This is a genomic window from Variovorax sp. J22R115, from assembly GCF_030317005.1.
Classification (GTDB): Bacteria; Pseudomonadota; Gammaproteobacteria; order Burkholderiales; family Burkholderiaceae_C; genus Variovorax.
In genome coordinates, this window is the sequence record NZ_JASZYM010000004.1 from 314595 (window position 1) to 334664 (window position 20070).

Consider the following 20070-nt stretch of genomic DNA (forward strand, 5'->3'; position numbering starts at 1 on the left):
TAATCGCTGCGATGCAGGACACCCGCTCGCCCATCACACCCGAGGTACTGGCCCCTCACACGCCGCTATCCGACTACTACGGCAACGAAGCGGAGCATGAGAGCTTCCTGCGCCGGATCTTCGACGAGACGGCCCCCGACTACAACCGCATCGAGCGAGTGCTCGCGCTGGGGTCTGGCCCGTGGTATCGACGCTCCGCGCTGCAGCGTGCGGGGCTCACGGCAGGCGCGCAAGTGCTCGACGTGGGCATCGGCACCGGGTTGGTCGCGCGCGAGGCGCTGACGCTGATCGGGCCTGGTGGCCATCTGGTTGGCGTCGACCCGAGTCCCGGGATGATGGGCGAGGTCGCATTGCCCGACGTCGAACTCGTCCGCGGGCGGGCCGAGGCGCTCCCGCGGCCCGACGCCAGCAGCGATTTCGTGAGCATGGGCTATGCGCTGCGGCATATCGCGGATGTGCACGCGGCCTTCGCGGAGTTCCACCGGGTGCTGCGCCCGGGCGGGCGCCTCGTGGTGCTCGAGATCACCAAGCCGGCCGGACGCGTGGGCACCGCCGTGCTCAAGGCCTACATGCGCAGCGTCGTGCCGCTGATCGCCAAGGCCGTGGCACGGCGCCACGACACCTCCGAACTGTGGCGCTACTACTGGGACACGATCGAGGCCTGTATTCCGCCCGAATCGGTGATGAGCGCGTTGCGCGCGGCCGGTTTCGAAGACGTGAAGCGGCACGTCGAGCTCGGCATCTTCTCCGAGTACACGGCCGTCAAGCCGGCCTGAGTTCAGGGCATCAGGGCGATGATCTTCTTGATCTCGTCGGCGGAGTAGGCGCGCAACGTCTGCGAGCGGACGTTGCCGAGCGAGCCGACGCTGAGCAGCCCGGCCATTGCAGCTTCATCGGAGCCTTCGGTCACGATCACAAGGTCGTAGGTGCCCGATGTCCAGTACATGCTCTTGATGCTCAGGCCCAGCTTGGTCGCGAGCCCCTTGAATGCCTCGGCGCGATTGGGCGACTCCTTCACGTTGCGGATGCCCTGGTCGGTGAAGTTGACGAGCGAAATGAAGGTGGACATGGTGTAGCCCTCGTTGCGGCTTGGCAAGCCGGGGCGGAAGAGTCTAGACCTCCGATGCGCTTCAGTCGAACGTCACAACGGTGGGACACCCCACTGCCGGCAGCGCCGACAGGTCCTCGCGACGCGGGATCGACGCCTGCGCGCCTGCGCGCGTGACGCACACGGCTGCGGCCTGGATGCCCAGCGCGATGCCGTCATCGATCGCTTCGCCCCTGGCGAGCGCCGCGCACAGCGTCCCGATGAAGGTGTCGCCGGCCGCGGTGGTGTCGATGGCCTTCACCTCCAATGCATCGAAGTGACGACAGCCACCTGCGTCGCAGGCCATCACGCCATCGCTGCCCATCGTCAGGATCACGCACGCCGGGCCTCGGCGGCGCAATGCGTCGGCAGCGCGGGCGGCACCGTTCTTGTCGTGCACCGCGATGCCGCTCAGCATCGAGGCTTCTGTTTCGTTCAGCACGAGGATGTCCACGAGCTTCCACAGCGTATCGGGGAGTGCTTCGGCCGGGGCGGGGTTCATCACCACGGTGCAGCCGCGCGAATGCGCAAGCTCGGCCGCATCCACGACGGCCTGCATGGGCACTTCGAGCTGCAACAGCAGCAGACGCGCCGTTGCCAGATCGCTCTGCAGGCGCTGCATGTCTTCAGCACCTACGAAGGCATTGGCGCCCGGGATCAACGCGATGCGGTTCTGCGCGCTGTCGTCGACCATGATCAGCGCCACACCGGTTGAGGCTGCCGCCAGCGCGACGTGCCCGACCTCGACGCCATCGCCTGCCAGCGATGCCTTCAGCGAAAGCCCGAACGCGTCGTCGCCGACACGCCCGACCATCGCCACCCGGGCTCCCTGGCGCGCGCAGGCCACGGCCTGGTTCGCGCCCTTGCCGCCCGGGTTGTTCATGAACGAATGGGCCTGCAGGGTCTCGCCCGCACCCGGCACGCGCGGCACACGGACCACGAGGTCCATGTTGAGGCTGCCGAACACGACGATCTCGGGCACGGCCTCTGCTCCCGGCTTCAAGCCTCGGCGTCCATGGCGTGGAGCTTTTCCACGCGGCGCCGGAAATCTTCGTCCTCGACGGCGAAGCGCGCCTGCAGGTAGGCGGTGATCAGGTCCGTCGCCAGCCAGGGGCCGACGATCTGAGCGCCGATGCACATGACGTTGACGTCGTCGTGCTCCACCGACTGGTGGGCCGAGTGGACGTCATGGCAGACGGCGGCGCGGATGCCCTTCATCTTGTTGGCCGCGATCGATGCGCCGACGCCGGTGCCGCACACCATGATGCCGCGCTCGACTTCGCCGGCGACGATCTTCGCGGCTACCGCGCGCGCCACATCCGGGAAGTCGACCGGCTGGTCGTCATGGCTGCCGACGTCGACGACCTCATGGCCGAGCTTGCGGATGTGGTCGACGATGGCGCCTTTGAGCGACCAGCCTGCGTGGTCCGATCCGATGACGAGACGCATGGAATTCTTTCTTCAGTAGTGGTGGGTCAGTTGATCATGGCCGCCGGCAGGTCGCTGCCGTGGAACTTCTTGTAGATGGCGTTGAGCTTGCCGTTCTTCAGGTTGGCTGTCACCCATTCGTTGAGCTTGGCGACCATGCGGTCCTCGCCTTTCTTCACGCCGACGGCGAGGTCGAGGTTGCGCAGCACGATCTTCTGCTCGAACGGGCGTTGCGGGTTCTTCGCGGTGATCTGATTCATGATCGTCACCGAAGTGGAGACGATGTCGGCCTGGCCGCTGACGCCCGCGGTGACCATCGTGGCGTCGTCGTCATAGCGCACGACCTTGAAGTCCTTTTCCTTGGCCATGGCGGTGAGCTCGGTGTCCTGCGTGGTGCCGCGCGTCACGGTGACGGACTTGCCTTTCAGGTCCGCCCAATCCTTGATCGGGAGATCCTTGCGGGCGCCGATCATCGACACCAGCGCGGCGTAGGGCTTCGAGAAGTCGATGACCTTCTGGCGCTCGGGCGTCACGGAGAGCGTCGACACCACGATGTCGGCCTTGCCAGTCTGCAGGTTCGGAATGCGGGTGGCGCCGGTGGTCTGCACGAACTCCAGCTCCAGGCCCCAGTCCTTCGCCAGCAACTGCGCGGTTTCAACGTCGGAGCCGGTCGGCTTGAGGTCCTTGTCGAGCATGCCCGACGGCGGGATCGAGAAGTCGGTCGCGATGCGGATCTTCTTGGCCTTCATGACGTCGTCGAGCAGGTCCGCGTGGGCGGCGCTGGCGAAGGTCAGGCAGGCGGCTGCGAGCATCGTGATCAGGGAATGGTGGGTCTTCATCGGTTTGTCTCCAGGGTCTTGGGTGTGGATGCGAGCCTTCAGAGCTCGCTGGCTACGAACTGCCGAAGCTCGGCGGTTTGGGGTGATGACAGGATCTCCGGGCCGCCACGCTCCCAGACCCTGCCTCGGTTCATGAAGAGGATCTGGTCCGCGACCTTGCGCGCGAAGGCCATCTCGTGCGTGACCATCACCATGGTCATGCCGCCGGCCGCCAGATCCTCGATGACGCGCAGGACTTCGCCTGTGAGTTCGGGGTCGAGCGCGGAGGTCACTTCGTCGAACAGCATGACCTTGGGCTGCATCGCCAGCGAGCGGGCAATCGCGACGCGCTGCTGCTGGCCGCCAGACAACTGCTCGGGATAGCTGGCTGCCTTGTCCGCGAGGCCGACCTTGGCGAGCACCTCGTGCGCGATGGCGCGCGCCTCGCTCTTGGAGACGCCCTTGGCCGAGCGCGGCGCGAGCGTGATGTTCTGTTCGATCGTCAGGTGCGGAAAGAGGTTGTAGCTCTGGAAGACGATGCCCACGTCGAGCCGCAGCGCCTTGAGGTCGATGTCCGGAGCGTCGACGCGATGGCCGCAGACGACGATCTCGCCGCTGTCGATGCGTTCGAGCCGGTCGATGCAGCGCAGCGCCGTGCTCTTGCCGGAGCCGCTGCGGCCGATGATGGCCGTGACCTGTCCGCGGTCGACCTCGAAGCCGACGCCTTCGAGCACCTTGAGTGCGCCGAAGCTCTTGTGGACGTCGTGCAGGCGAACGACCGGCGCCGAGGCGCCATCAGGGTTGCGTGAGGATGGGTTCATGGGAAGACAGTGAAGTCGGCGCGGCCGAAGCGGAGCCCGCGCGACGCTCGAGCCGGCGGCTCCAGACCGACAGCGGATAGCACAGCGCGAAGTAGAGCGCCGCGATCACGAGGTACACGATGAAGGGCTCGAAGATCGAGTTGTTGATGATCTGCCCCGAGCGGGCGAGCTCGACGAAGCCCACCACCGAGGCGAGCGAGGTGTTCTTGATGATCTGCACCATGAAGCCGACCGTGGGCGGCGTTGCCAGCCGCACGGCCTGCGGCAGCACGACCTTGACCATGCGCTGGGTCCGGCTCAGGGCGAGGCACTCGGCGGCTTCCCACTGCGGACGCGGCACCGCCTGGATCGCGGCACGCCAGATCTCGCCGAGGTAGGCGGACACGTAGATCGTGAGCGATGCACCGGCCGCGGCCAGTGCCGACACCTTGATGCCCAGGGTCGGCAGGCCGAAGTAGGCGAGGAACATGATCACCAGCAGCGGCGAACCCTGCACGAGCTGCACCCACAGGCCCATCCCCACGCGCACCGACCGGCGCGGCGAAACCCGCGCCAGCGCGACGACGAAGGCGCAGATGCCGCCGCCGACGAAGGCGATGAGGGAGAGGACCAGCGTCCACATCGCGCCCTGCAGCAGGAACCCGAAGTGATTGGCGTTGAAGGCGGTGGCGGTCATCACAGCGCGGTGCCCAGCCTGCGACGGCGCGGAAACAGCAGCGCGCCCACGCCCCAGAAGCCGAGCCGCATGAGCAGCGACAGCAGGATGTAGCCCGCGCCGATGATGACGAAGGTCTCCAGCGGCCGGTAGGTGTCGGACTGCACGTGGTTGGCGACTGCTGTGAGTTCCTCGACCGAGATCTGCGAGCAGATGGAGGAGGCGAGCATCAGCAGCACGAACTGGCTGGTCAGTGCCGGATAGACGCGTTCCATGGCCGGCAGCAGCACGACGTGCCAGTAGACCTGGACGCGCGACAGCGCGAGGCACTCTGCGGCTTCGATCTGGCTGCGGTTCACCGAGTCGAAGCCGGCACGCATGATCTCCGTGGCGTAGGCGCCGGCATTCACCGCCAGCGCAATGACCGCCACCGTGAACGCGGACAGCGACAGGCCCAAGCTCGACAGCCCGAAGTAGACGAGGAAGATCTGCACCAGCAGCGGCGTGTTGCGGATCAGCTCGACGTAGGCGCCGCAGACGCGCGCCACCGTGGCGTTGCGGCCCCTGCGGCCGACGGCGCACAGCGTGCCGATGGCGAAGCCCGCGAGCGTCGCGACCAGCGCCAGCTGCACGGTGAGCCACGCGCCTTCGACGAACAGCGGCCAGCGCTCGAGGACGACCCCGAAGTCCAGGTTGCTCACGCCGGTTCCTTGCGGGCGGGCGGGCGGCCCCGCGTTGCGGGCTCGGCTGCTGCATTGCGGCGGTATTCGTCGCCGATGCTGAAGTGCTTGCGCAGCACCTGGTCGGCGCGGTCCTCGTCACGCGAGACCAGCGCCTGGAAGATGCGGGCGTGGTCCTCGACCAGATACTGCTTCACGGCGGGATCGCCGCCCACGACGTCGCGGCGCTCGTGATGCGAGCGCATCAGCAATGTCGCCATCGCGGCGTAGAGCTGCATCAGCGTCTCGGACCGGCTGGCGCGGACCAGGGCCGTATGGAACTCGTAGTCGGCGCGGCTGCCTTCGTCGGAGTCGTGGACGGTGGCCTCGATGTGGTCGACCGCCGCGGCGATGCGCTCGAGGTCCGACGTCGTCGCGTGCCGGCATGCCAGGCGGATGGCCTGCACCTCGATCGCGATGCGGGCCTGCATGACGTCGTCGACGATGTCCGCCTGCTGCGCCATCGAGAAGGCGAAGAAGTCGCCGAGTACCGAGACGTCGGGCTTGCGCACGACGGTGCCGACCCGCTCGCGGATCTCGACCACGCCCAGCATGGCGAGCGCTCGCAATGCCTCGCGCACGATGGGGCGGCTCACGCCCAGTTGCAGCGCCAGTTCGCGCTCGGGGATCAGGCGGTCTCCCGAGCGGATGCTCCCTTCGAGAAGCCGGTCGCGCAGGAAAGCGAACACCTTGGAGAAGCCGGTTCCTTCGGCTTCGGGCGTGCGCGTGATCAAGGGTTGTGGAGGCCTTGTTGTCATGCCGTGGTTTTACCAGTGGGCAAACCAGAAGGCATCGGGGAATGTCCTCTAGGTGACAACCCTTAGCCGGGGCCTACCAGCGCAAGGCGGTGGTATGCACGGGCGCATCCCACAGGCGCTTGGCTTCGTCGTCCAGCGCGGTCACGGTGAGGGATGCACCGGCCATTTCCAGCGAGGTCGTGTAGTTGCCGACCAGCGTGCGCACCACGTCCAGCCCTTCCTCCGCGAGCCGCTGGCGCGCGTGGTGGTGCAGAAGATAAAGCTCCATCAGGGGCGTGCCGCCGAGTCCGTTGACCAGCAGCAGCACCTCGCGGCCGCGCGCGAGCGACAGGTCTTTGAGGATCGGGTCGAGCAGCAGGTCGACGATGCCCGCCGCCGGCGCGAAAGGCATGCGCTGCCGCCCCGGCTCGCCGTGGATGCCCACGCCCAGTTCCATTTCCTGCTCGCCGATCTCGAAGGTCGCCACGCCCGATGCCGGCACGATGCAGCTGTTGAACGCCACGCCCATCGACGCCGTGCCGCCGTTGATGCGGTCGCCCAGCGCCTTGCAGTCGAACAGGTCTGCGCCGGCCTCGGCGGCGGCGCCGACCATCTTCTCGACGACCATGGTGCCGGCCACGCCGCGGCGGCCGCTGGCATGCATCGAATGCTCGATGGCGACGTCGTCGTCGACCACCACCATCAGGTGGTCGAGGTCGACCAGCATGTCGCTCGCCATCTGGAAGTTGAGGCGGTCGCCGGCGTAGTTCTTGACGATGAAGAGCACGCCGCGTCCGGCGTTCACGCTGTGCGCCGCGGCCAGCCACTGGTCGGGCGTGGGCGATGTGAACACTTGCCCCGGGCAGGCCGCGTCGAGCATGCCGAGACCCACGTAGCCCGTGTGCAGCGGCTCATGGCCGGAGCCGCCGCCGGACACGACGGCGACCGCGTCGCGCTTGGGCACGCGCCGCGACACGAAGGTCGGGTCGAACTCGACGCGCAGCAGGTCTGCATGCGCCGAAGCCAGGCCCGACAGGCTTTCGACGATGGCATCGTCGACATAGTTGATGAATTTCTTCATCGTGTGTCCTCGAAGGAAGCTCGTCCAGGGTGAGGCATCGTGAGGCCGTGGCGCACGGCTGTCATGCGAGGTTCTCCGCAGTCAGGATGTCGACCCGCGGGTTGCTGACTGCCAGCGCCCCGCGCACGCCTTCGCACAGGGCGCGCAGCACGCGCGCCGCGGTGGTGACCGCGTAGTGCACATCTTGGTGCAGCACGAAGCTCAGCGCGCCGGAGATCAGCATCGACCGATGCACATCCAGCAAGTCGTGCGCCACCATGCCGAGCGAGGCGTCGTAGCCGTGTTCGGCCAGCGCGCGGTGCACGCCGTGGCTGCCGGGGCCGACGTTGTAGACGGCCGTGAGGCGGCCGCCCGTCGCTTGCGGATCGAGCGCCTCGCGGGCACGCCGGTACGCCTCGTCTTCCGACTCGGGCATGTCGTCCACGCGCAGCAGCTTCGCGCCGGCAAAGCGCTCCTCCAGCACCTGTGCGAAGCCGATGCCCCGATCGATCTCTGCCGCATAGCGCGTGGCGGGCGAAAGCAGGGCGCAATGGCCCTGGCCAGCCGGCGCCTCTCGCCCCAGCAGCAGGCCGGCGGTGCGACCGGCGGCGCGGTTGTCCGCGCCGATGAAAGTCTCGCGCATCGAGCCCGCGACGTCGGAGAACAGGGTGACGACGTGCACGCCGGAGCGCACGAGTTCGTTGACGGCGAGCTTCACGGCGGGGGTGTCCGGTGCGAGCAGTGCGACGCCGTCCATGTCCGACAGCCGCGCGAGTTCGTCGGCAAAGGCTGTCGGCTCGGCGGCGGGCAATCGGCGCGTGACCTCGGTGATGTGCTGGTGGCGGAAATCGCCGGCCGCCTGGGCGATGACGCGGTCCACAAGATCGAAGAAGCCGCGTCGTGTGGAAGGCAGCACGAAAGCGAAGCGGTAGCTGTCGGTGGAGCGCGGCCTGCCGCGCATCGGCGCGGTGGCGCCGAGGCCTTTCATCGCCTCGCGCACGCGCTGCACGGTGGCGGGATTGACGCCGGGGCGGTTGTTCAGCACGCGGTCGACGGTGGCGGTGCTGACGCCGGCTGTCTCAGCGATCTGGGTGATGGTGACGGAAGTAGCCAAACCTGAAAAGAGCCTCAATAAATCAATCAGAAGTGTCGTCGAAGTCTGCCGTAACGCCTCTCCGGGCAATCCCGGACCGGCGATGAATCGCATCACCCTTGGTCTGATGTCCTAGGGTTTGCATTGATTGATTTATTTAATGCTCTTTTTATTCTTCCATCAAGCCGAACCGCTGTCGCCGAGGGGCGGAGCGGGCGTAGGCCGGTAGGGCGCCTGACCGACGAATGGCGCATCCCTCTTCGCGGCGCGAGCCGCCTGTCCTCACACAGGAGATGAGCAATGAAGTGGTTGAACAAGCGATCGACTGTCGGCACTGCGCTCGTCGCGGCGCTGGCCCTGGCTTCGGGTGCGGCGCAGGCCCAGGCCAAGCAACTCACGCTGTGCTGGGCGGCCTGGGACCCGGCCAACGCGTTGGTCGAGCTCTCGAAGGACTTCACCGCCCAGACCGGCGTGCAGATGAAATACGAGTTCGTTCCCTGGCCCAACTTCGCGCAGCGCATGCTCAACGAGCTCAACTCCAAGGGCAAGCTCTGCGACCTGCTGATCGGCGACAGCCAGTGGATCGGTTCGGCCGCGACCGAGGGCCACTACATCCAGCTCAACGAGTTCTTCGACAAGAACGGGATCAAGATGAGCGACTTCATGCCGGCCACCGTCGAGGGCTATTCGACCTGGCCCAAGGGCACGAAGAACTACTGGGCGCTGCCCGCGATGGGCGACGCGGTGGCCTTCACCTACCGCAAGGACTGGTTTGCGAAGCCCGAGTTGCAGGCGGAATTCAAGGCCAAGTACAACCGCGAACTCGCGCCGCCGACCACCTGGGACGAACTCAAGCAGATCGGCCAGTTCTTCCAGAACCGCACCATCGACGGCAAGAAGGTCTACGGTGCCGCGATCTACACCGAGCGCGGTTCCGAAGGCATCACCATGGGCGTGACCAACACCATGTACGCCTACGGCATGCAGTACGACAACCCCAAGAAGCCGTATGACATGAAGGGCTACATCAATGGACCGGAGGCCGTGGCCGGACTCAAGTTCTACAAGGAACTCTTCGACTGCTGCACGCCACCCGGGCATTCCAATGCGTACATGACCGAGGACCTCGATTCCTACAAGTCGGGCCAGGTCGCGATGCAGATGAACTTCATCGCCTTCTTCCCGGGGATCGCGAAGGACCCGAACGTGGGCGGCGACAAGACCGGCTTCTTCACCATGCCCAAGGCCAAGATCGCCGCGGCGCAGTTGGGCGGGCAGGGCATCTCGGTCGTGAAGTACTCGGACAAGAAGGACCTGGCGCTCGACTACATCAAGTGGTTCGCGCAGCCTGCGGTTCAGCAGAAGTGGTGGGATGCGGGCGGCTTCTCGTGCCACAACGCGGTGCTCTCCAAGCCTGGATTCGACAAGAGCACTTCGTACGCGCCGGTGTTCCTCGACTCGATGAAGATCGTCAAGGACTTCTGGCAGGAGCCGACCTACGCGCAACTGCTGCTCGCGATGCAGAAGCGGACGCATGACTATGTGGTCGCAGGCAAGGGCACGCCGCAGGAAGCACTCGACGGCCTGCTCAAGGACTGGACCGAGGTGTTCAAGGAAGACGGAAAGATCAAGCCTTGACACTCGGCGCCGTCTCATGGCCTTCGTCCACATTGACAACACCGTGATACGCGGTGCGGAGAGCAAGAGCCGCCGGCTCCCCGGCCAGGGCCTCTCCGACCGCGCGCTGGCATGGCTCTTCGTCGGCCCGACGATCCTGCTGCTGCTGGCGTTCAACATCTTTCCGCTGATCTGGACGATCTGGCTGTCGTTCACCAACTTCCGCGCCAACCGGCCGGGCGCGGACGTGCTATGGGTCGGCATCAGCAACTACTCGCGGGTGCTCAACGACGAATCGATCTGGGAGAACATGCGCGCCACCGCGCATTTCCTGACCTGTTCGATCACGCTGCAGCTCCTGCTGGGCTTCGGCCTCGCGCTGATGTTGAACCGGCGCTTTCGCACGCACAGCTTCTGGAGCACCGCGATCCTGCTGCCGATGATGCTGGCGCCGGCCGTGGTCGGCACCTTCTGGAAATACTTCTTCGAGCCGCAGTACGGCATCTTCAACTACATCGTCAACTTCGTCCGCGCGCCCCTGGGGCTGGCGGGGAGCTTCACGATGCTGGGCGACACGACGCTCTCTCCCTGGGCCATCGTTCTGGTCGACACCTGGATGTGGACGCCCTACGTGATGCTGTTGCTGCTGGCCGGCCTGCGATCGATCCCGCCCTATCTCTACGAGGCGGCCGAGATCGACCGCGCGAGCGAGTGGACCAAGTTCTGGCGCATCACGCTGCCGATGGTGATGCCCTTCATCATCCTGGCGGTGCTGTTCCGCGTGATCGAGAACTTCAAGATGTTCGACCTCGTGGACCAGCTCACCAATGGCGGGCCGGGCTCGGTCACCGAACTGGCCTCGATCAAGCTCAAGCGCGAGGCCTTCGAGAAATGGCGCACGGGCTACAGCTCGGCGCTGGCCATCATCCTCTTCGTGTCGATCTACGGGCTCTCCCTCGTGACGGTGCGATTCCTCGAACGAGTGAAGCAGAGATGAAAAACACAGTCCACTCGCCGCTCGATCCGACGCCGCGCGCGAAGACCTTTGCGGGCTTCGTCGTGGTCGGCTACGCGCTGATCTCGCTGATACCGCTGGTGTGGATCCTCATGACCAGCTTCCGCACGCCGCAGGATTCGATCGCCTATCCGCCGCGGGTCATCACGCAGCCGTCGCTGATCGGCTACGTCAACCTCTTCACCACGCGCTCGCGTGTGGGTTCGCAGGAGCTTGCAGCCCTGCCGCCGCCCGCGACCTGGTACGAAGGGCTGGTGCGCGAGCAGCAGATGATCCTCGCGGGGCCTTCACGCTTCTCGGACCGCTATCTGAACTCGGTGCTGATCGGGTTTGGCTCGACCCTGCTCTCGGTCGTGCTGGGCACGCTGGCGGCCTATGCCTTTTCGCGCTTCAGGGTGCCGGGCAAGGACGACCTGCTGTTCTTCATCCTCTCGACGCGGATGATGCCGCCCATCGCGGTGGCGATCCCGATCTACCTGATGTACCGCGCGGTCGGGTTCTCCGACACGCACCTCGGCCTGATCCTGCTCTACACGGTGGTGAATCTCTCGCTCGCGGTGTGGCTGCTCAAGGGCTTCATGGACGAGATCCCCCGCGAGTACGAGGAGGCAGCGATGGTCGACGGCTACACGCGCTTCCAGGCCTTCATCAAGGTGGTGCTGCCGCAGGCCGCCACGGGCATCGCGACGACCGCCATCTTCTGCCTGATCTTCGCGTGGAACGAATACGCCTTCGCGCTGCTGCTCACCAGCGGCACGGCCCAAACCTCTCCGCCTTTCATCCCGACCATCATCGGCGAGGGTGGGCTCGACTGGCCGGCGATGGCGGCGGGCACCACGCTGTTCCTGCTGCCGGTGCTGGTATTCACCATCCTGCTGCGCAAGCACCTGCTGCGCGGCATCACCTTCGGAGCGATTCGCAAATGAAAGCGTCGACAAGAAGCTGGCTGCGCCGCTCCCGCTGGGAGCCGGCCAGCATGGTGCTGATCGGCCTCGGGCTGGCCATGCTCATGCAGCCTTGGTCGCTGGATATCTACAGCTACTCCTTCGCCGTGCTGCTCGCGGGCGTGGCGGGCTACACCGTCGCGGGCAAGCTGCCCTGAAAGAAGAGCATGGCCGAGATCCGCATCGAGAAACTGCACAAGCGCTTCAGCGATTTCGTCGCCGTGCGCGATTCGACGCTGACGCTGGAAGACGGCAAGTTCGTCGTACTGCTCGGCCCCTCGGGCTGCGGCAAGACGACCACGCTGCGCATGCTGGCGGGCCTCGAATTCCCGACCTCGGGCTCGATCACGCTTGCGGGCCAGGACGTGACCTACCTGCGCCCGCGCGAGCGCGACATCGCGATGGTGTTCCAGCTTTTCGCTCTCTACCCGCACCTCGGCGTGCGCGGCAACCTGGAGTTTCCGTTGCGCAACGAGGGATTGAAGCGCGCCGAGATCGACCGGCGCGTGGCGGACGCTGCGTCGATCCTGCGCATCGAGCATTTACTCGGCTCGCGCGTCGGCGGGCTCTCGGGCGGCGACCGGCAGCGCGTTGCGCTCGGCCGCGCCATCGTGCGACAGCCGCAGGCCTTCCTGATGGACGAGCCGCTGGGCACGCTCGATGCCGAATTCCGCGAGCTGATGTGCGTGGAATTGCGCAAGCTGCACGAGCGCCTGAAGACCACCACCGTCTTCGTCACGCACGACCAGAACGAGGCGATGGCGCTGGCCGATCACATCGTCGTGATGAACCAGGGCGAGATCCTGCAGGCCGACGAGCCCGGCGCCATCTACAACTTTCCGAGCTGCATGTTCGTGGCGCGCTTCATCGGCCGGCCGCCGATGAACTTCGTGCCCGTTGCGGGCGCGGTGCGCGCGGGCGATGCGTCGGTGTCGCTGGCAGGCGCCATGGCGGACGTGCCGCGCATCGAGGCCGACTCGGCCACCACCGTGCTCGGCGTGCGGCCAGAGCACGTCAGCGTCGGCGTGGAGGGCGGCGGGATGCCGGCCGAGGTGCGGCACGTGGAGTACTTCGGATCGCACTGGGTCGCCGACCTCGCGACCGCAGCCGGCGTGCTGAAGGCGGTGATCGACAAGGCACAGCGTCCCGTGCCCGGCGACCGCGTTGCCATCGGCTTCCACACCGACCGGCTGGTGCTCTTCGACGCCGCCAGCGAACAACTGCTCCCCAGCGCAACGACGCGCCTGCACCTGGAGGCGAAGCGCCATGGCCAGCATTGAACTTGCCGGCATCAGCCGATCGTTCGGCGACGTCAAGGCGGTCTCGGACCTGAGCGTCGGCGTCGCCGATGGCGAATTCATCGTGTTGCTCGGACCGAGTGGTGCGGGCAAGACCACCACGCTGCGGCTCATCGCCGGGCTGGAGCGGCCGGATGCGGGCCGCATCCGCATGGACGGGCGTGACATCACCGACAGCCTGCCGGCGAGCCGTGACTGCGCCTTCGTGTTTCAGCAGTACTCGCTCTATCCGCACCTTTCGGTGTTCGACAACCTGGCCTTCCCCTTGCGCTCGCCGCTGCGGCGCAGCGAGCCTGCCGAGGTCAAGCGCCGCGTGGAGGAAGTGGCCGCGATGTTGCACATCGAGGGCAAGCTCGCGCGGCGCGCCACGGAACTCTCCGGCGGCGAGATGCAGCGCGTGGCGATCGGCCGCGCGCTGGTGCGGCGTCCCCGGGTCTTCCTGATGGACGAGCCGCTGTCTTCCCTCGACGCGCAGCTGCGAGAGGAACTGCGCGTGGAATTGCGCCGCCTGCAGCGCAGCACCGGCGCGACCGTGATCTACGTGACGCACGACCACGTGGAAGCCACCACCATGGCTGATCGCATCGGCATCCTCGAGGGCGGCGTGCTGCAGCAGGTGGGGACGCCCCTGGAGGTCTACGGTGATCCGCACACGCTGCCGGTGGCACAGCGCCTGGGTTCGCCGGCCATCAACGTTCTGCCCGCAGAGTGGTTCGACGGGCGCGCGCCCGTCGGCACCGCGCATGTCGCGATCCGCCCAGAGGACGTGCGCCTGTCGCCCGATGGCGAGGCGCCGGGTTTTCAGGTCATCGAGTGCTCGCTCGTCAAGCACCAGCTCGTGGCCGAGCGGCACGGCGTGGAGGTGCATGCGCGCGTGATGCTCGACGAGCCGCTCGCGCCGGGTTCCCAGGCGCGCTTCGGCTTTCCGGCCGAGCACTGTCTTTTCTTCGACGCGGCCGGTCGCCGTATTGGAATGCCATGAACACGCAACACATCATCGGGGCGCTGGAGGCGGTCCAAGCGTCGATCCTCGCCAACGAAAGCCAGATCGAATCGCTGGACCGCGCCATCGGCGACGGAGACCATTTCATCAACGTGCGCCGCGGCTGCGACGCGCTGATGGCGCTGCGCGACGAGCTGGCGCCGCTGCCGCCTGCAGCGGCCTTCGGCAAGATCGGCATCAAGCTGCTGTCCACCATCGGCGGCGCGTCCGGCCCGCTGATATCGAGCTTCTTCATCGCGATGGGCAAGAGCTTGAACGGTGTCGCGGAGCCCGATCGCCGGCAATTCGCCGCTGCCTTCGTGGCGGGCGTGGAAGCCATCAAGAGCCGCGGCAAGGCCGACCTGGGCGAGAAGACGATGCTCGATGTGCTGATCCCCGTGTCGCGGATGCTACAGCGGCTGGCCGACGAGGGCGCGCCGCTGCCCGAGCTATGCGAGCAGCTCACGGCCGAGGCGCACCGCAACATGCTCGCCACGCGCGACATGACGGCGACCAAGGGACGCGCGTCCTTTCTCGGCGAACGCGCGCTCGGCCATATCGACCCCGGCTCGAAGACCTGCGAAGTCGCCATCACCGCCGTGTGCGAAACGCTCAAGGAGACCGCATGAAGAAATTTCTCAACGACGTGAACACCATGCTGCGCGAGTCGCTCGGCGGCATGGTGGAGGCGCATCCGCAGTTGTTGCGCGTCGAGTTCGAGCCGACCTTCGTCGCGCGGCACGAAGCCGCGACAAACAAGGTGGCGTTGATCTCCGGAGGAGGCTCGGGCCACGAGCCCTTGCATGCTGGCTTCGTCGGGCGCGGCATGCTCGACGCCGCCTGTCCCGGCCAGGTCTTCACCAGCCCGACGCCCGACCAGATGCTGGCCGCCGCGGCCGCCACCGAATCGGGCAAGGGCGTGCTCTTCATCGTGAAGAACTACGCCGGCGACGGCATGAACTTCCAGATGGCGAGCGAGATTCTGGAAATCGACAACGCCACCGTGCTTGTGAACGACGATGTGGCGGTGGAGAACTCCACCCACACTACCGGCCGCCGCGGCGTGGCCGGCACGCTGGTGGTCGAGAAGGCGGTCGGCGCCGCGGCAGAGCAGGGCGCGACGCTCGCCGAGTGCAAGCTGCTGGGCGATCGCGTGAACGCGGCGACCGCCTCGATGGGCGTGGCCTTCACGAGCTGCACGGTCCCTGCGGCGGGACGGCCGACCTTCGACATCGGCCCTGACGAAATCGAGATCGGCGTCGGCATCCACGGCGAGCCGGGTCGGCGCCGCGCGGCGCACATGCCGGCCAACGAGATCGTGCGGCTGCTGATGGATGCGATCCTCGGCGACCTGAAGCCCAAGGCGGGGCGTGAAGTGCTGCTGCACGTCAACGGCTTCGGGGGCACGCCGCTGATGGAGCTCTATCTGCTGCACCACGCGGCCAGCACGCGCCTGAAGGCCGATGGGCTCGTGCCGGTGCGCTCGTTGGTCGGCAACTACACGACCTCGCTCGACATGGCGGGCGCATCGCTGACCGTGACGCTGCTCGATGACGAGCTCAAGGCCTTGTGGGACGCGCCTGTGCACACGGCGGCCTTGCGCTGGTAGCCGAACCGGCCGTGCGGCCGCGGCCCGGCAATGTGGAGAATCGCTCCCCATCCCGATCGGCTGGACCGCCGCTGGAGCAAGGACGACCATGTACTACGCCATCGTTGCCGCACTGATGCTTGTCTTTCCGCTGGCATCGATCCTTGTCGATGTCGCCATGCATCAGGCGCAGCCCGGGTGGTTCCTTGTCGGCAAGTGGTTCGTCTTCTGGGCCGTGGGCGTGCGGCTTTTCCTGGCCGGGCTGCGGCAGATGCTGCAGCCGCGGTACACGGCCGAAAAGATTCTCGGCATCGGGGGCGACGACGTCCTGCTAGTGGTCCGGGAGCTGGGCTTCGCGAACGCGGCCATCGGCATCGTGGGGATTCTCAGCATCGTTGCCACGGGATGGGTCGCCGCGGCGGCCCTTGCGGGTGGCATCTTCTATGGACTGGCTGGCATCAACCACGCGTTGCAGGGCCATCGCAACAGGCTTGAAAACGTGGCGATGGCCTCCGACCTTTTCGCGGCGGTGGTTCTGCTCGGCTATTGCATCTGGGCAGCGACGCGATAGTCAACATCATGCGCGGAATTCGATCCGAGGCCTGAGCCTCTAGAGCAACCGGGAGATCTCGCTCGCCGAGGCAAGCAGCGCGGGCAGCATCGTTTCCTGCATTACCTTCGCGCTGGTGCGGTTGGCCTGGCCGCTGATATTGAGCGCGGCCACCGCACGGCCGGCGCGGTCCACGATCGGCGCGGCGATCGAGACCAGGCCTTCTTCCAGTTCCTGGTTGACGAGGCACCAGCCTTGCCGCCGTGCCTGCACCACCTTGGCGAAGAGCGCGTCGACGTCGGTCACCGTGTGCTTGGTGAGGGCTTCGCGGTTCGATGCCGCAAGCCGCGCGTGGATCTCCTCGTCCTTGAGTTCGGCCAGCAGCAGGCGGCCCATCGACGTGCAGTACGCCGGAAGGCGCGAGCCCACACCGAGGCTGATGCTCATGATCTTGTGCGTCGGCACGCGCATCACATAGACGATATCGGTCGCTTCGAGCACGGCGGCCGAGCATGACTCCTGCACCTTCCGTACCAGCGCTTCCATCACCGGCTCGGCGCGGTTCCAGATCGGCATCGACGAGAGGTACGCGAAGCCCAGGTCCAGGATGCGCGCCGTGAGGCTGAAGAGCCTGCCGTCGCTCTCCACGTAGCCCAGCGTCTGCAAGGTCAGCAGGATGCGGCGCGCGCCGGCGCGAGTGAGTCCGCTCGCGGCGGCGACCTCGCTGAGCGTCTGGCGCGGGGCGCTCGCGCTGAACGACCGGATCACCTGAAGCCCCCGCGCGAAGGACTGCACGTAGCTGTCGCCGGGCGAGGGTGAAACGGGGTGTGTCTCCTGAGTTGCCATCGGAAGTGTTCTCCTCTAGAATTCATTATACGAACAACTGTTCGGTGTGCGAACAAATCGCAGAGAGCAGTTCCAGTCGGACAATCTGCAAGCCAAGGCGTTCGGCTTTCCTTCTTCCTTCCCGGAGACAGATTTCATGATCAACAAGATCGCTCGTTCGGTCGCTGATGCCATGGCCGGCATCCAGGACGGCTCCACGGTGCTGATCGGCGGCTTCGGCACCGCCGGCATTCCCAATGAACTCATCGACGGCCTGATCGAACAGGGCGCCAAGGACCTCACCGTCGTCAACAACAACGCGGGCAATGCCGAGGTCGGACTGGCAGCGCTGCTGAAGGCTGGCCGCGTGCGCAAGATCATCTGCAGCTTTCCGCGGCAGGCGGACAGCCAGGTGTTCGACGGCCTCTATCGCTCCGGGAAGCTCGAACTCGAACTCGTGCCCCAGGGCAACCTCGCCGAGCGCATCCGAGCTGCCGGTGCCGGCATCGGCGCCTTCTTCTGCCCGACCGGCTTCGGCACGCAACTGGCGGGCGACCGCGAGACGCGCGAGATCGACGGCAAGCAGTTCGTGCTGGAGTACCCGATTCGTGGCGACATTGCGCTGATCAAAGCCGAGCAGGGCGATCGCTGGGGCAACTTGACCTATCGCAAGGCCGCGCGCAACTTCGGTCCGGTGATGGCGATGGCTGCCGATCGCACGATCGCCACCGTGCACGAGATCGTCGAGTTGGGCGAGATGGACCCCGAGACCGTCGTGACGCCCGGCATCTTCGTCAACAAGATCGTCAAGATCGAGCGCGTCGCCACGCAGGCCGGCGGCTTCAAGAAGGCAGCATGACCATGAGCAACTACACACGCCGCACCAAGGACCAGCTCGCAGCGCGCGTCGCGCAGGACATCTTCGACGGCGCCGTCGTCAATCTCGGCATCGGACAACCCACGCTGGTGGCCAACCACCTGCCGGCCGGCCGCGAAGTCATCCTGCACAGCGAGAACGGCATTCTCGGCATGGGCGCCGCGCCCGCCGAAGGCCAGGAGGACTACGACCTCATCAACGCCGGCAAGCAGCCGGTGACGCTGCTGCCGGGCGGCGCGTTCTTCCACCATGCCGACAGCTTTGCGATGATGCGCGGCGGCCACCTCGACATCTGCGTGCTCGGCGCCTTCCAGGTCTCCGCCACCGGCGACCTCGCGAACTGGAGCACGGGCGAGGAAGGCGCCATCCCCGCTGTTGGCGGCGCGATGGATCTGGCCATCGGGGCCAAACAGACCTGGGTCATGATGGATTTGCTCACCAAGAAGGGCGAGAGCAAGATCGTTGCTGAATGCACCTATCCGCTGACCGGCATCGGCTGCGTGAAGCGCGTGTATTCGGATCTCGCGACCATCGAATGCACGCCGTCGGGGCTGAAGCTGATCGACAAGGTCGAAGGCCTCGAGCACGCCGAACTCGAAAAGCTGATCGGTCTGCCGATCGCCATCTGACAACGGAACAGAGAGACACACCATGACGAACCAAGCCTTCATCTGCGACGCCGTTCGCACCCCCTTCGGCCGCTACGGCGGTTCGCTCTCCAGCGTGCGCGCTGACGACCTGGGCGCAGTGCCGCTCAAGGCCCTGATGGAACGTAACAAGAATGTCGACTGGCAAGCCGTGAGCGACGTGCTCTTCGGCTGCGCCAACCAGGCGGGCGAGGACAACCGCAACGTCGCTCGCATGTCCGCACTGCTCGCGGGCTTGCCGCTCGAAGTCGGTGGCGGCACCATCAACCGCCTGTGCGGTTCGGGGCTGGATGCAGTCGGCACCGCGGCCCGCGCCATCAAGGCGGGCGAGTCCGGCCTGATGATCGCCGGCGGCGTCGAGAGCATGAGCCGCGCACCCTTCGTGATGCCCAAGGCCGAAAGCGCCTTCGGCCGCGCTAACGCCGTGTACGACACCACCATCGGCTGGCGCTTCGTCAATAAGTTGATGAAGGCTCAGTACGGCGTCGACTCGATGCCTGAGACGGCGGAGAACGTCGCGACCGACTACAAGATCGAGCGTGAGGCGCAGGACCGCATGGCGCTCGCATCGCAGCAGCGTGCAGTCGCTGCGCAGAAGTCGGGCTTCTTCGATGCGGAGATCGTGCCGGTCACCGTGGCTCAGAAGAAGGGAGATCCGATCGTGGTCTCCAAGGACGAGCATCCGCGCGACACCAGCCTGGAAGCGCTCGCCAAGCTCAAGGGCGTGGTTCGCCCCGACGGCAGCGTGACGGCCGGCAATGCCAGCGGCGTAAACGACGGCGCCGCTGCGCTGCTGCTCGCCGACGAAGCGAATGCGGCCAAGTACGGCCTCACGCCGCGTGCTCGCGTCGTGGGTATGGCGACGGCCGGCGTGCCGCCGCGCGTCATGGGCATCGGCCCGGCGCCCGCGACCGAGAAGGTGCTCAAGCTCACCGGCCTGAAGCTCGATCAGATCGACGTGATCGAACTCAATGAAGCCTTCGCCGCCCAGGGCCTCGCCGTGCTGCGCCTGCTCGGTCTGAAGGACGACGACGCGCGCGTCAACATCAACGGCGGCGCGATCGCACTGGGCCACCCGCTGGGCGCCAGCGGTGCGCGTCTTGCCACCACCGCCATCAACCAGCTCCACAAGGGCGGCGGCCGCTACGCGCTGTGCACGATGTGCATCGGCGTGGGGCAGGGCATCGCGGTCATCCTCGAGCGCGTCTGATCGTCTGATTCCATCCGCAGGCCTGGGCGCGCGTCGCGTGTGTCCGGGCCTTGCCGCGTGTGCGTGCCTGCAGGCCGCCGCGCGCCTCAGTTTTCTTCA

Annotated in this window: 24 protein-coding genes; 13 read left to right on the forward strand and 11 right to left on the reverse strand. The window is 66.5% G+C overall.

The genetic code is table 11. From position 1 onward, the window contains the following. The first annotated feature begins 11 nt into the window (after positions 1-11). A complete protein-coding gene (locus tag QTI04_RS09110) occupies positions 12-776 on the forward strand; it encodes a class I SAM-dependent methyltransferase (protein WP_286615212.1) in 765 nt (254 codons plus the stop codon). Positions 777-778: 2 nt separating this feature from the next. Here QTI04_RS09110 and QTI04_RS09115 read toward each other — a convergent pair whose 3' ends face one another. The 10 genes from QTI04_RS09115 to QTI04_RS09160 form a co-directional block, all read right to left on the reverse strand. Then, a complete protein-coding gene (locus QTI04_RS09115; protein ID WP_286601215.1) occupies positions 779-1069 on the reverse strand; it encodes a GYD domain-containing protein in 291 nt (96 codons plus the stop codon). Positions 1070-1130: 61 nt separating this feature from the next. Then, a complete protein-coding gene (rbsK, locus tag QTI04_RS09120; protein ID WP_286615214.1) occupies positions 1131-2090 on the reverse strand; it encodes a ribokinase in 960 nt (319 codons plus the stop codon). Then, positions 2087-2536, reverse strand: a complete 450-nt coding sequence (gene rpiB, locus QTI04_RS09125; protein WP_286615217.1) for a ribose 5-phosphate isomerase B — start codon at positions 2534-2536, stop codon at positions 2087-2089. Before rpiB ends, rbsK begins: the two co-directional genes overlap by 4 nt. A gap of 26 nt (positions 2537-2562) precedes the next feature. Beyond that, positions 2563-3354 carry a transporter substrate-binding domain-containing protein gene (locus QTI04_RS09130; protein ID WP_286615219.1) on the reverse strand — a complete coding sequence of 264 codons (792 nt, stop codon included), beginning with the start codon at positions 3352-3354 and terminating at the stop codon, positions 2563-2565. Positions 3355-3392: 38 nt separating this feature from the next. Continuing rightward, on the reverse strand, positions 3393-4154 hold the full coding sequence (locus QTI04_RS09135; protein ID WP_286601220.1) for an amino acid ABC transporter ATP-binding protein: 762 nt from the start codon (positions 4152-4154) through the stop codon (positions 3393-3395). Beyond that, on the reverse strand, positions 4129-4830 hold the full coding sequence (locus QTI04_RS09140) for an amino acid ABC transporter permease (RefSeq protein ID WP_286615221.1): 702 nt from the start codon (positions 4828-4830) through the stop codon (positions 4129-4131). Before QTI04_RS09140 ends, QTI04_RS09135 begins: the two co-directional genes overlap by 26 nt. Then, on the reverse strand, positions 4830-5510 hold the full coding sequence (locus tag QTI04_RS09145) for an amino acid ABC transporter permease (protein WP_286615222.1): 681 nt from the start codon (positions 5508-5510) through the stop codon (positions 4830-4832). Before QTI04_RS09145 ends, QTI04_RS09140 begins: the two co-directional genes overlap by 1 nt. After that, positions 5507-6286: a FadR/GntR family transcriptional regulator gene (locus tag QTI04_RS09150; RefSeq protein WP_286615224.1), complete on the reverse strand. Its 780-nt coding sequence runs from the start codon at positions 6284-6286 to the stop codon at positions 5507-5509. The genes QTI04_RS09145 and QTI04_RS09150 overlap by 4 nt, the downstream gene beginning before the upstream one ends. A gap of 73 nt (positions 6287-6359) precedes the next feature. Beyond that, a complete protein-coding gene (gene dhaK, locus QTI04_RS09155) occupies positions 6360-7346 on the reverse strand; it encodes a dihydroxyacetone kinase subunit DhaK (protein WP_286615226.1) in 987 nt (328 codons plus the stop codon). Between the two features lie 61 nt (positions 7347-7407). Beyond that, entirely contained in the window at positions 7408-8439 is a 1032-nt protein-coding gene (locus QTI04_RS09160) for a LacI family DNA-binding transcriptional regulator (protein WP_286615227.1), read from the reverse strand. Between the two features lie 279 nt (positions 8440-8718). On the opposite strand from QTI04_RS09160, the gene QTI04_RS09165 reads away from it, so the two are divergent. The 9 genes from QTI04_RS09165 (at position 8719) to QTI04_RS09205 (ending at position 16433) form a co-directional block, all read left to right on the forward strand. Continuing rightward, the gene (locus tag QTI04_RS09165) at positions 8719-10056 is read left to right on the forward strand and encodes an ABC transporter substrate-binding protein (protein WP_286601226.1); all 1338 of its coding nucleotides are present in this window, start codon (positions 8719-8721) and stop codon (positions 10054-10056) included. A 16-nt stretch (positions 10057-10072) separates the two neighbouring features. Beyond that, on the forward strand, positions 10073-11032 hold the full coding sequence (locus QTI04_RS09170; RefSeq protein WP_286615229.1) for a carbohydrate ABC transporter permease: 960 nt from the start codon (positions 10073-10075) through the stop codon (positions 11030-11032). Further along, positions 11029-11976 (forward strand): carbohydrate ABC transporter permease, encoded by a 948-nt coding sequence (locus QTI04_RS09175; protein WP_286615230.1) that lies wholly within the window; start codon positions 11029-11031, stop codon positions 11974-11976. Before QTI04_RS09170 ends, QTI04_RS09175 begins: the two co-directional genes overlap by 4 nt. Further along, positions 11973-12152 (forward strand): hypothetical protein, encoded by a 180-nt coding sequence (locus QTI04_RS09180; RefSeq protein WP_286615232.1) that lies wholly within the window; start codon positions 11973-11975, stop codon positions 12150-12152. The genes QTI04_RS09175 and QTI04_RS09180 overlap by 4 nt, the downstream gene beginning before the upstream one ends. A 9-nt stretch (positions 12153-12161) precedes the next feature. After that, entirely contained in the window at positions 12162-13274 is a 1113-nt protein-coding gene (locus QTI04_RS09185) for an ABC transporter ATP-binding protein (RefSeq protein WP_286615233.1), read from the forward strand. Next, positions 13261-14274 carry an ABC transporter ATP-binding protein gene (locus tag QTI04_RS09190; RefSeq protein WP_286615234.1) on the forward strand — a complete coding sequence of 338 codons (1014 nt, stop codon included), beginning with the start codon at positions 13261-13263 and terminating at the stop codon, positions 14272-14274. Before QTI04_RS09185 ends, QTI04_RS09190 begins: the two co-directional genes overlap by 14 nt. Continuing rightward, positions 14271-14903 (forward strand): dihydroxyacetone kinase subunit DhaL, encoded by a 633-nt coding sequence (gene dhaL / locus QTI04_RS09195; protein WP_286615236.1) that lies wholly within the window; start codon positions 14271-14273, stop codon positions 14901-14903. Before QTI04_RS09190 ends, dhaL begins: the two co-directional genes overlap by 4 nt. Then, the gene (gene dhaK, locus QTI04_RS09200; RefSeq protein WP_286615237.1) at positions 14900-15883 is read left to right on the forward strand and encodes a dihydroxyacetone kinase subunit DhaK; all 984 of its coding nucleotides are present in this window, start codon (positions 14900-14902) and stop codon (positions 15881-15883) included. The genes dhaL and dhaK (QTI04_RS09200) overlap by 4 nt, the downstream gene beginning before the upstream one ends. An 88-nt stretch (positions 15884-15971) precedes the next feature. Continuing rightward, positions 15972-16433: a DUF6790 family protein gene (locus QTI04_RS09205; protein WP_286601236.1), complete on the forward strand. Its 462-nt coding sequence runs from the start codon at positions 15972-15974 to the stop codon at positions 16431-16433. Positions 16434-16472: 39 nt separating this feature from the next. On the opposite strand, the gene QTI04_RS09210 is transcribed toward QTI04_RS09205, so the two are convergent. Continuing rightward, the gene (locus tag QTI04_RS09210; RefSeq protein WP_286601237.1) at positions 16473-17258 is read right to left on the reverse strand and encodes an IclR family transcriptional regulator C-terminal domain-containing protein; all 786 of its coding nucleotides are present in this window, start codon (positions 17256-17258) and stop codon (positions 16473-16475) included. Between the two features lie 136 nt (positions 17259-17394). Here QTI04_RS09210 and QTI04_RS09215 point away from each other — a divergent pair, with 136 nt between their 5' ends. From QTI04_RS09215 to pcaF, 3 genes are read left to right on the forward strand one after another with little or no spacing between them, the layout of a single operon-like run. Beyond that, positions 17395-18096, forward strand: a complete 702-nt coding sequence (locus QTI04_RS09215) for a 3-oxoacid CoA-transferase subunit A (protein WP_286615238.1) — start codon at positions 17395-17397, stop codon at positions 18094-18096. After that, entirely contained in the window at positions 18093-18743 is a 651-nt protein-coding gene (locus tag QTI04_RS09220) for a 3-oxoacid CoA-transferase subunit B (protein WP_286615239.1), read from the forward strand. Before QTI04_RS09215 ends, QTI04_RS09220 begins: the two co-directional genes overlap by 4 nt. A gap of 22 nt (positions 18744-18765) precedes the next feature. After that, entirely contained in the window at positions 18766-19971 is a 1206-nt protein-coding gene (pcaF, locus tag QTI04_RS09225; protein ID WP_286601240.1) for a 3-oxoadipyl-CoA thiolase, read from the forward strand. Positions 19972-20070: the final 99 nt, after the last annotated feature.

What these genes read in the sequence shown, in the direction of transcription:
- QTI04_RS09110 (WP_286615212.1), top strand. Translation starts at nt 12, where the DNA reads ATGCAGGACACCCGCTCGCCCATCACACCCGAGGTACTGGCCCCTCAC.
- QTI04_RS09115 (WP_286601215.1), bottom strand. Translation starts at nt 1,069, where the DNA reads ATGTCCACCTTCATTTCGCTCGTCAACTTCACCGACCAGGGCATCCGC.
- rpiB (WP_286615217.1), bottom strand. Translation starts at nt 2,536, where the DNA reads ATGCGTCTCGTCATCGGATCGGACCACGCAGGCTGGTCGCTCAAAGGC.
- QTI04_RS09130 (WP_286615219.1), bottom strand. Translation starts at nt 3,354, where the DNA reads ATGAAGACCCACCATTCCCTGATCACGATGCTCGCAGCCGCCTGCCTG.
- QTI04_RS09135 (WP_286601220.1), bottom strand. Translation starts at nt 4,154, where the DNA reads ATGAACCCATCCTCACGCAACCCTGATGGCGCCTCGGCGCCGGTCGTT.
- QTI04_RS09140 (WP_286615221.1), bottom strand. Translation starts at nt 4,830, where the DNA reads ATGACCGCCACCGCCTTCAACGCCAATCACTTCGGGTTCCTGCTGCAG.
- QTI04_RS09150 (WP_286615224.1), bottom strand. Translation starts at nt 6,286, where the DNA reads ATGACAACAAGGCCTCCACAACCCTTGATCACGCGCACGCCCGAAGCC.
- dhaK (WP_286615226.1), bottom strand. Translation starts at nt 7,346, where the DNA reads ATGAAGAAATTCATCAACTATGTCGACGATGCCATCGTCGAAAGCCTG.
- QTI04_RS09165 (WP_286601226.1), top strand. Translation starts at nt 8,719, where the DNA reads ATGAAGTGGTTGAACAAGCGATCGACTGTCGGCACTGCGCTCGTCGCG.
- QTI04_RS09170 (WP_286615229.1), top strand. Translation starts at nt 10,073, where the DNA reads ATGGCCTTCGTCCACATTGACAACACCGTGATACGCGGTGCGGAGAGC.
- QTI04_RS09175 (WP_286615230.1), top strand. Translation starts at nt 11,029, where the DNA reads ATGAAAAACACAGTCCACTCGCCGCTCGATCCGACGCCGCGCGCGAAG.
- QTI04_RS09180 (WP_286615232.1), top strand. Translation starts at nt 11,973, where the DNA reads ATGAAAGCGTCGACAAGAAGCTGGCTGCGCCGCTCCCGCTGGGAGCCG.
- QTI04_RS09185 (WP_286615233.1), top strand. Translation starts at nt 12,162, where the DNA reads ATGGCCGAGATCCGCATCGAGAAACTGCACAAGCGCTTCAGCGATTTC.
- QTI04_RS09190 (WP_286615234.1), top strand. Translation starts at nt 13,261, where the DNA reads ATGGCCAGCATTGAACTTGCCGGCATCAGCCGATCGTTCGGCGACGTC.
- dhaL (WP_286615236.1), top strand. Translation starts at nt 14,271, where the DNA reads ATGAACACGCAACACATCATCGGGGCGCTGGAGGCGGTCCAAGCGTCG.
- dhaK (WP_286615237.1), top strand. Translation starts at nt 14,900, where the DNA reads ATGAAGAAATTTCTCAACGACGTGAACACCATGCTGCGCGAGTCGCTC.
- QTI04_RS09205 (WP_286601236.1), top strand. Translation starts at nt 15,972, where the DNA reads ATGTACTACGCCATCGTTGCCGCACTGATGCTTGTCTTTCCGCTGGCA.
- QTI04_RS09210 (WP_286601237.1), bottom strand. Translation starts at nt 17,258, where the DNA reads ATGGCAACTCAGGAGACACACCCCGTTTCACCCTCGCCCGGCGACAGC.
- QTI04_RS09215 (WP_286615238.1), top strand. Translation starts at nt 17,395, where the DNA reads ATGATCAACAAGATCGCTCGTTCGGTCGCTGATGCCATGGCCGGCATC.
- QTI04_RS09220 (WP_286615239.1), top strand. Translation starts at nt 18,093, where the DNA reads ATGACCATGAGCAACTACACACGCCGCACCAAGGACCAGCTCGCAGCG.
- pcaF (WP_286601240.1), top strand. Translation starts at nt 18,766, where the DNA reads ATGACGAACCAAGCCTTCATCTGCGACGCCGTTCGCACCCCCTTCGGC.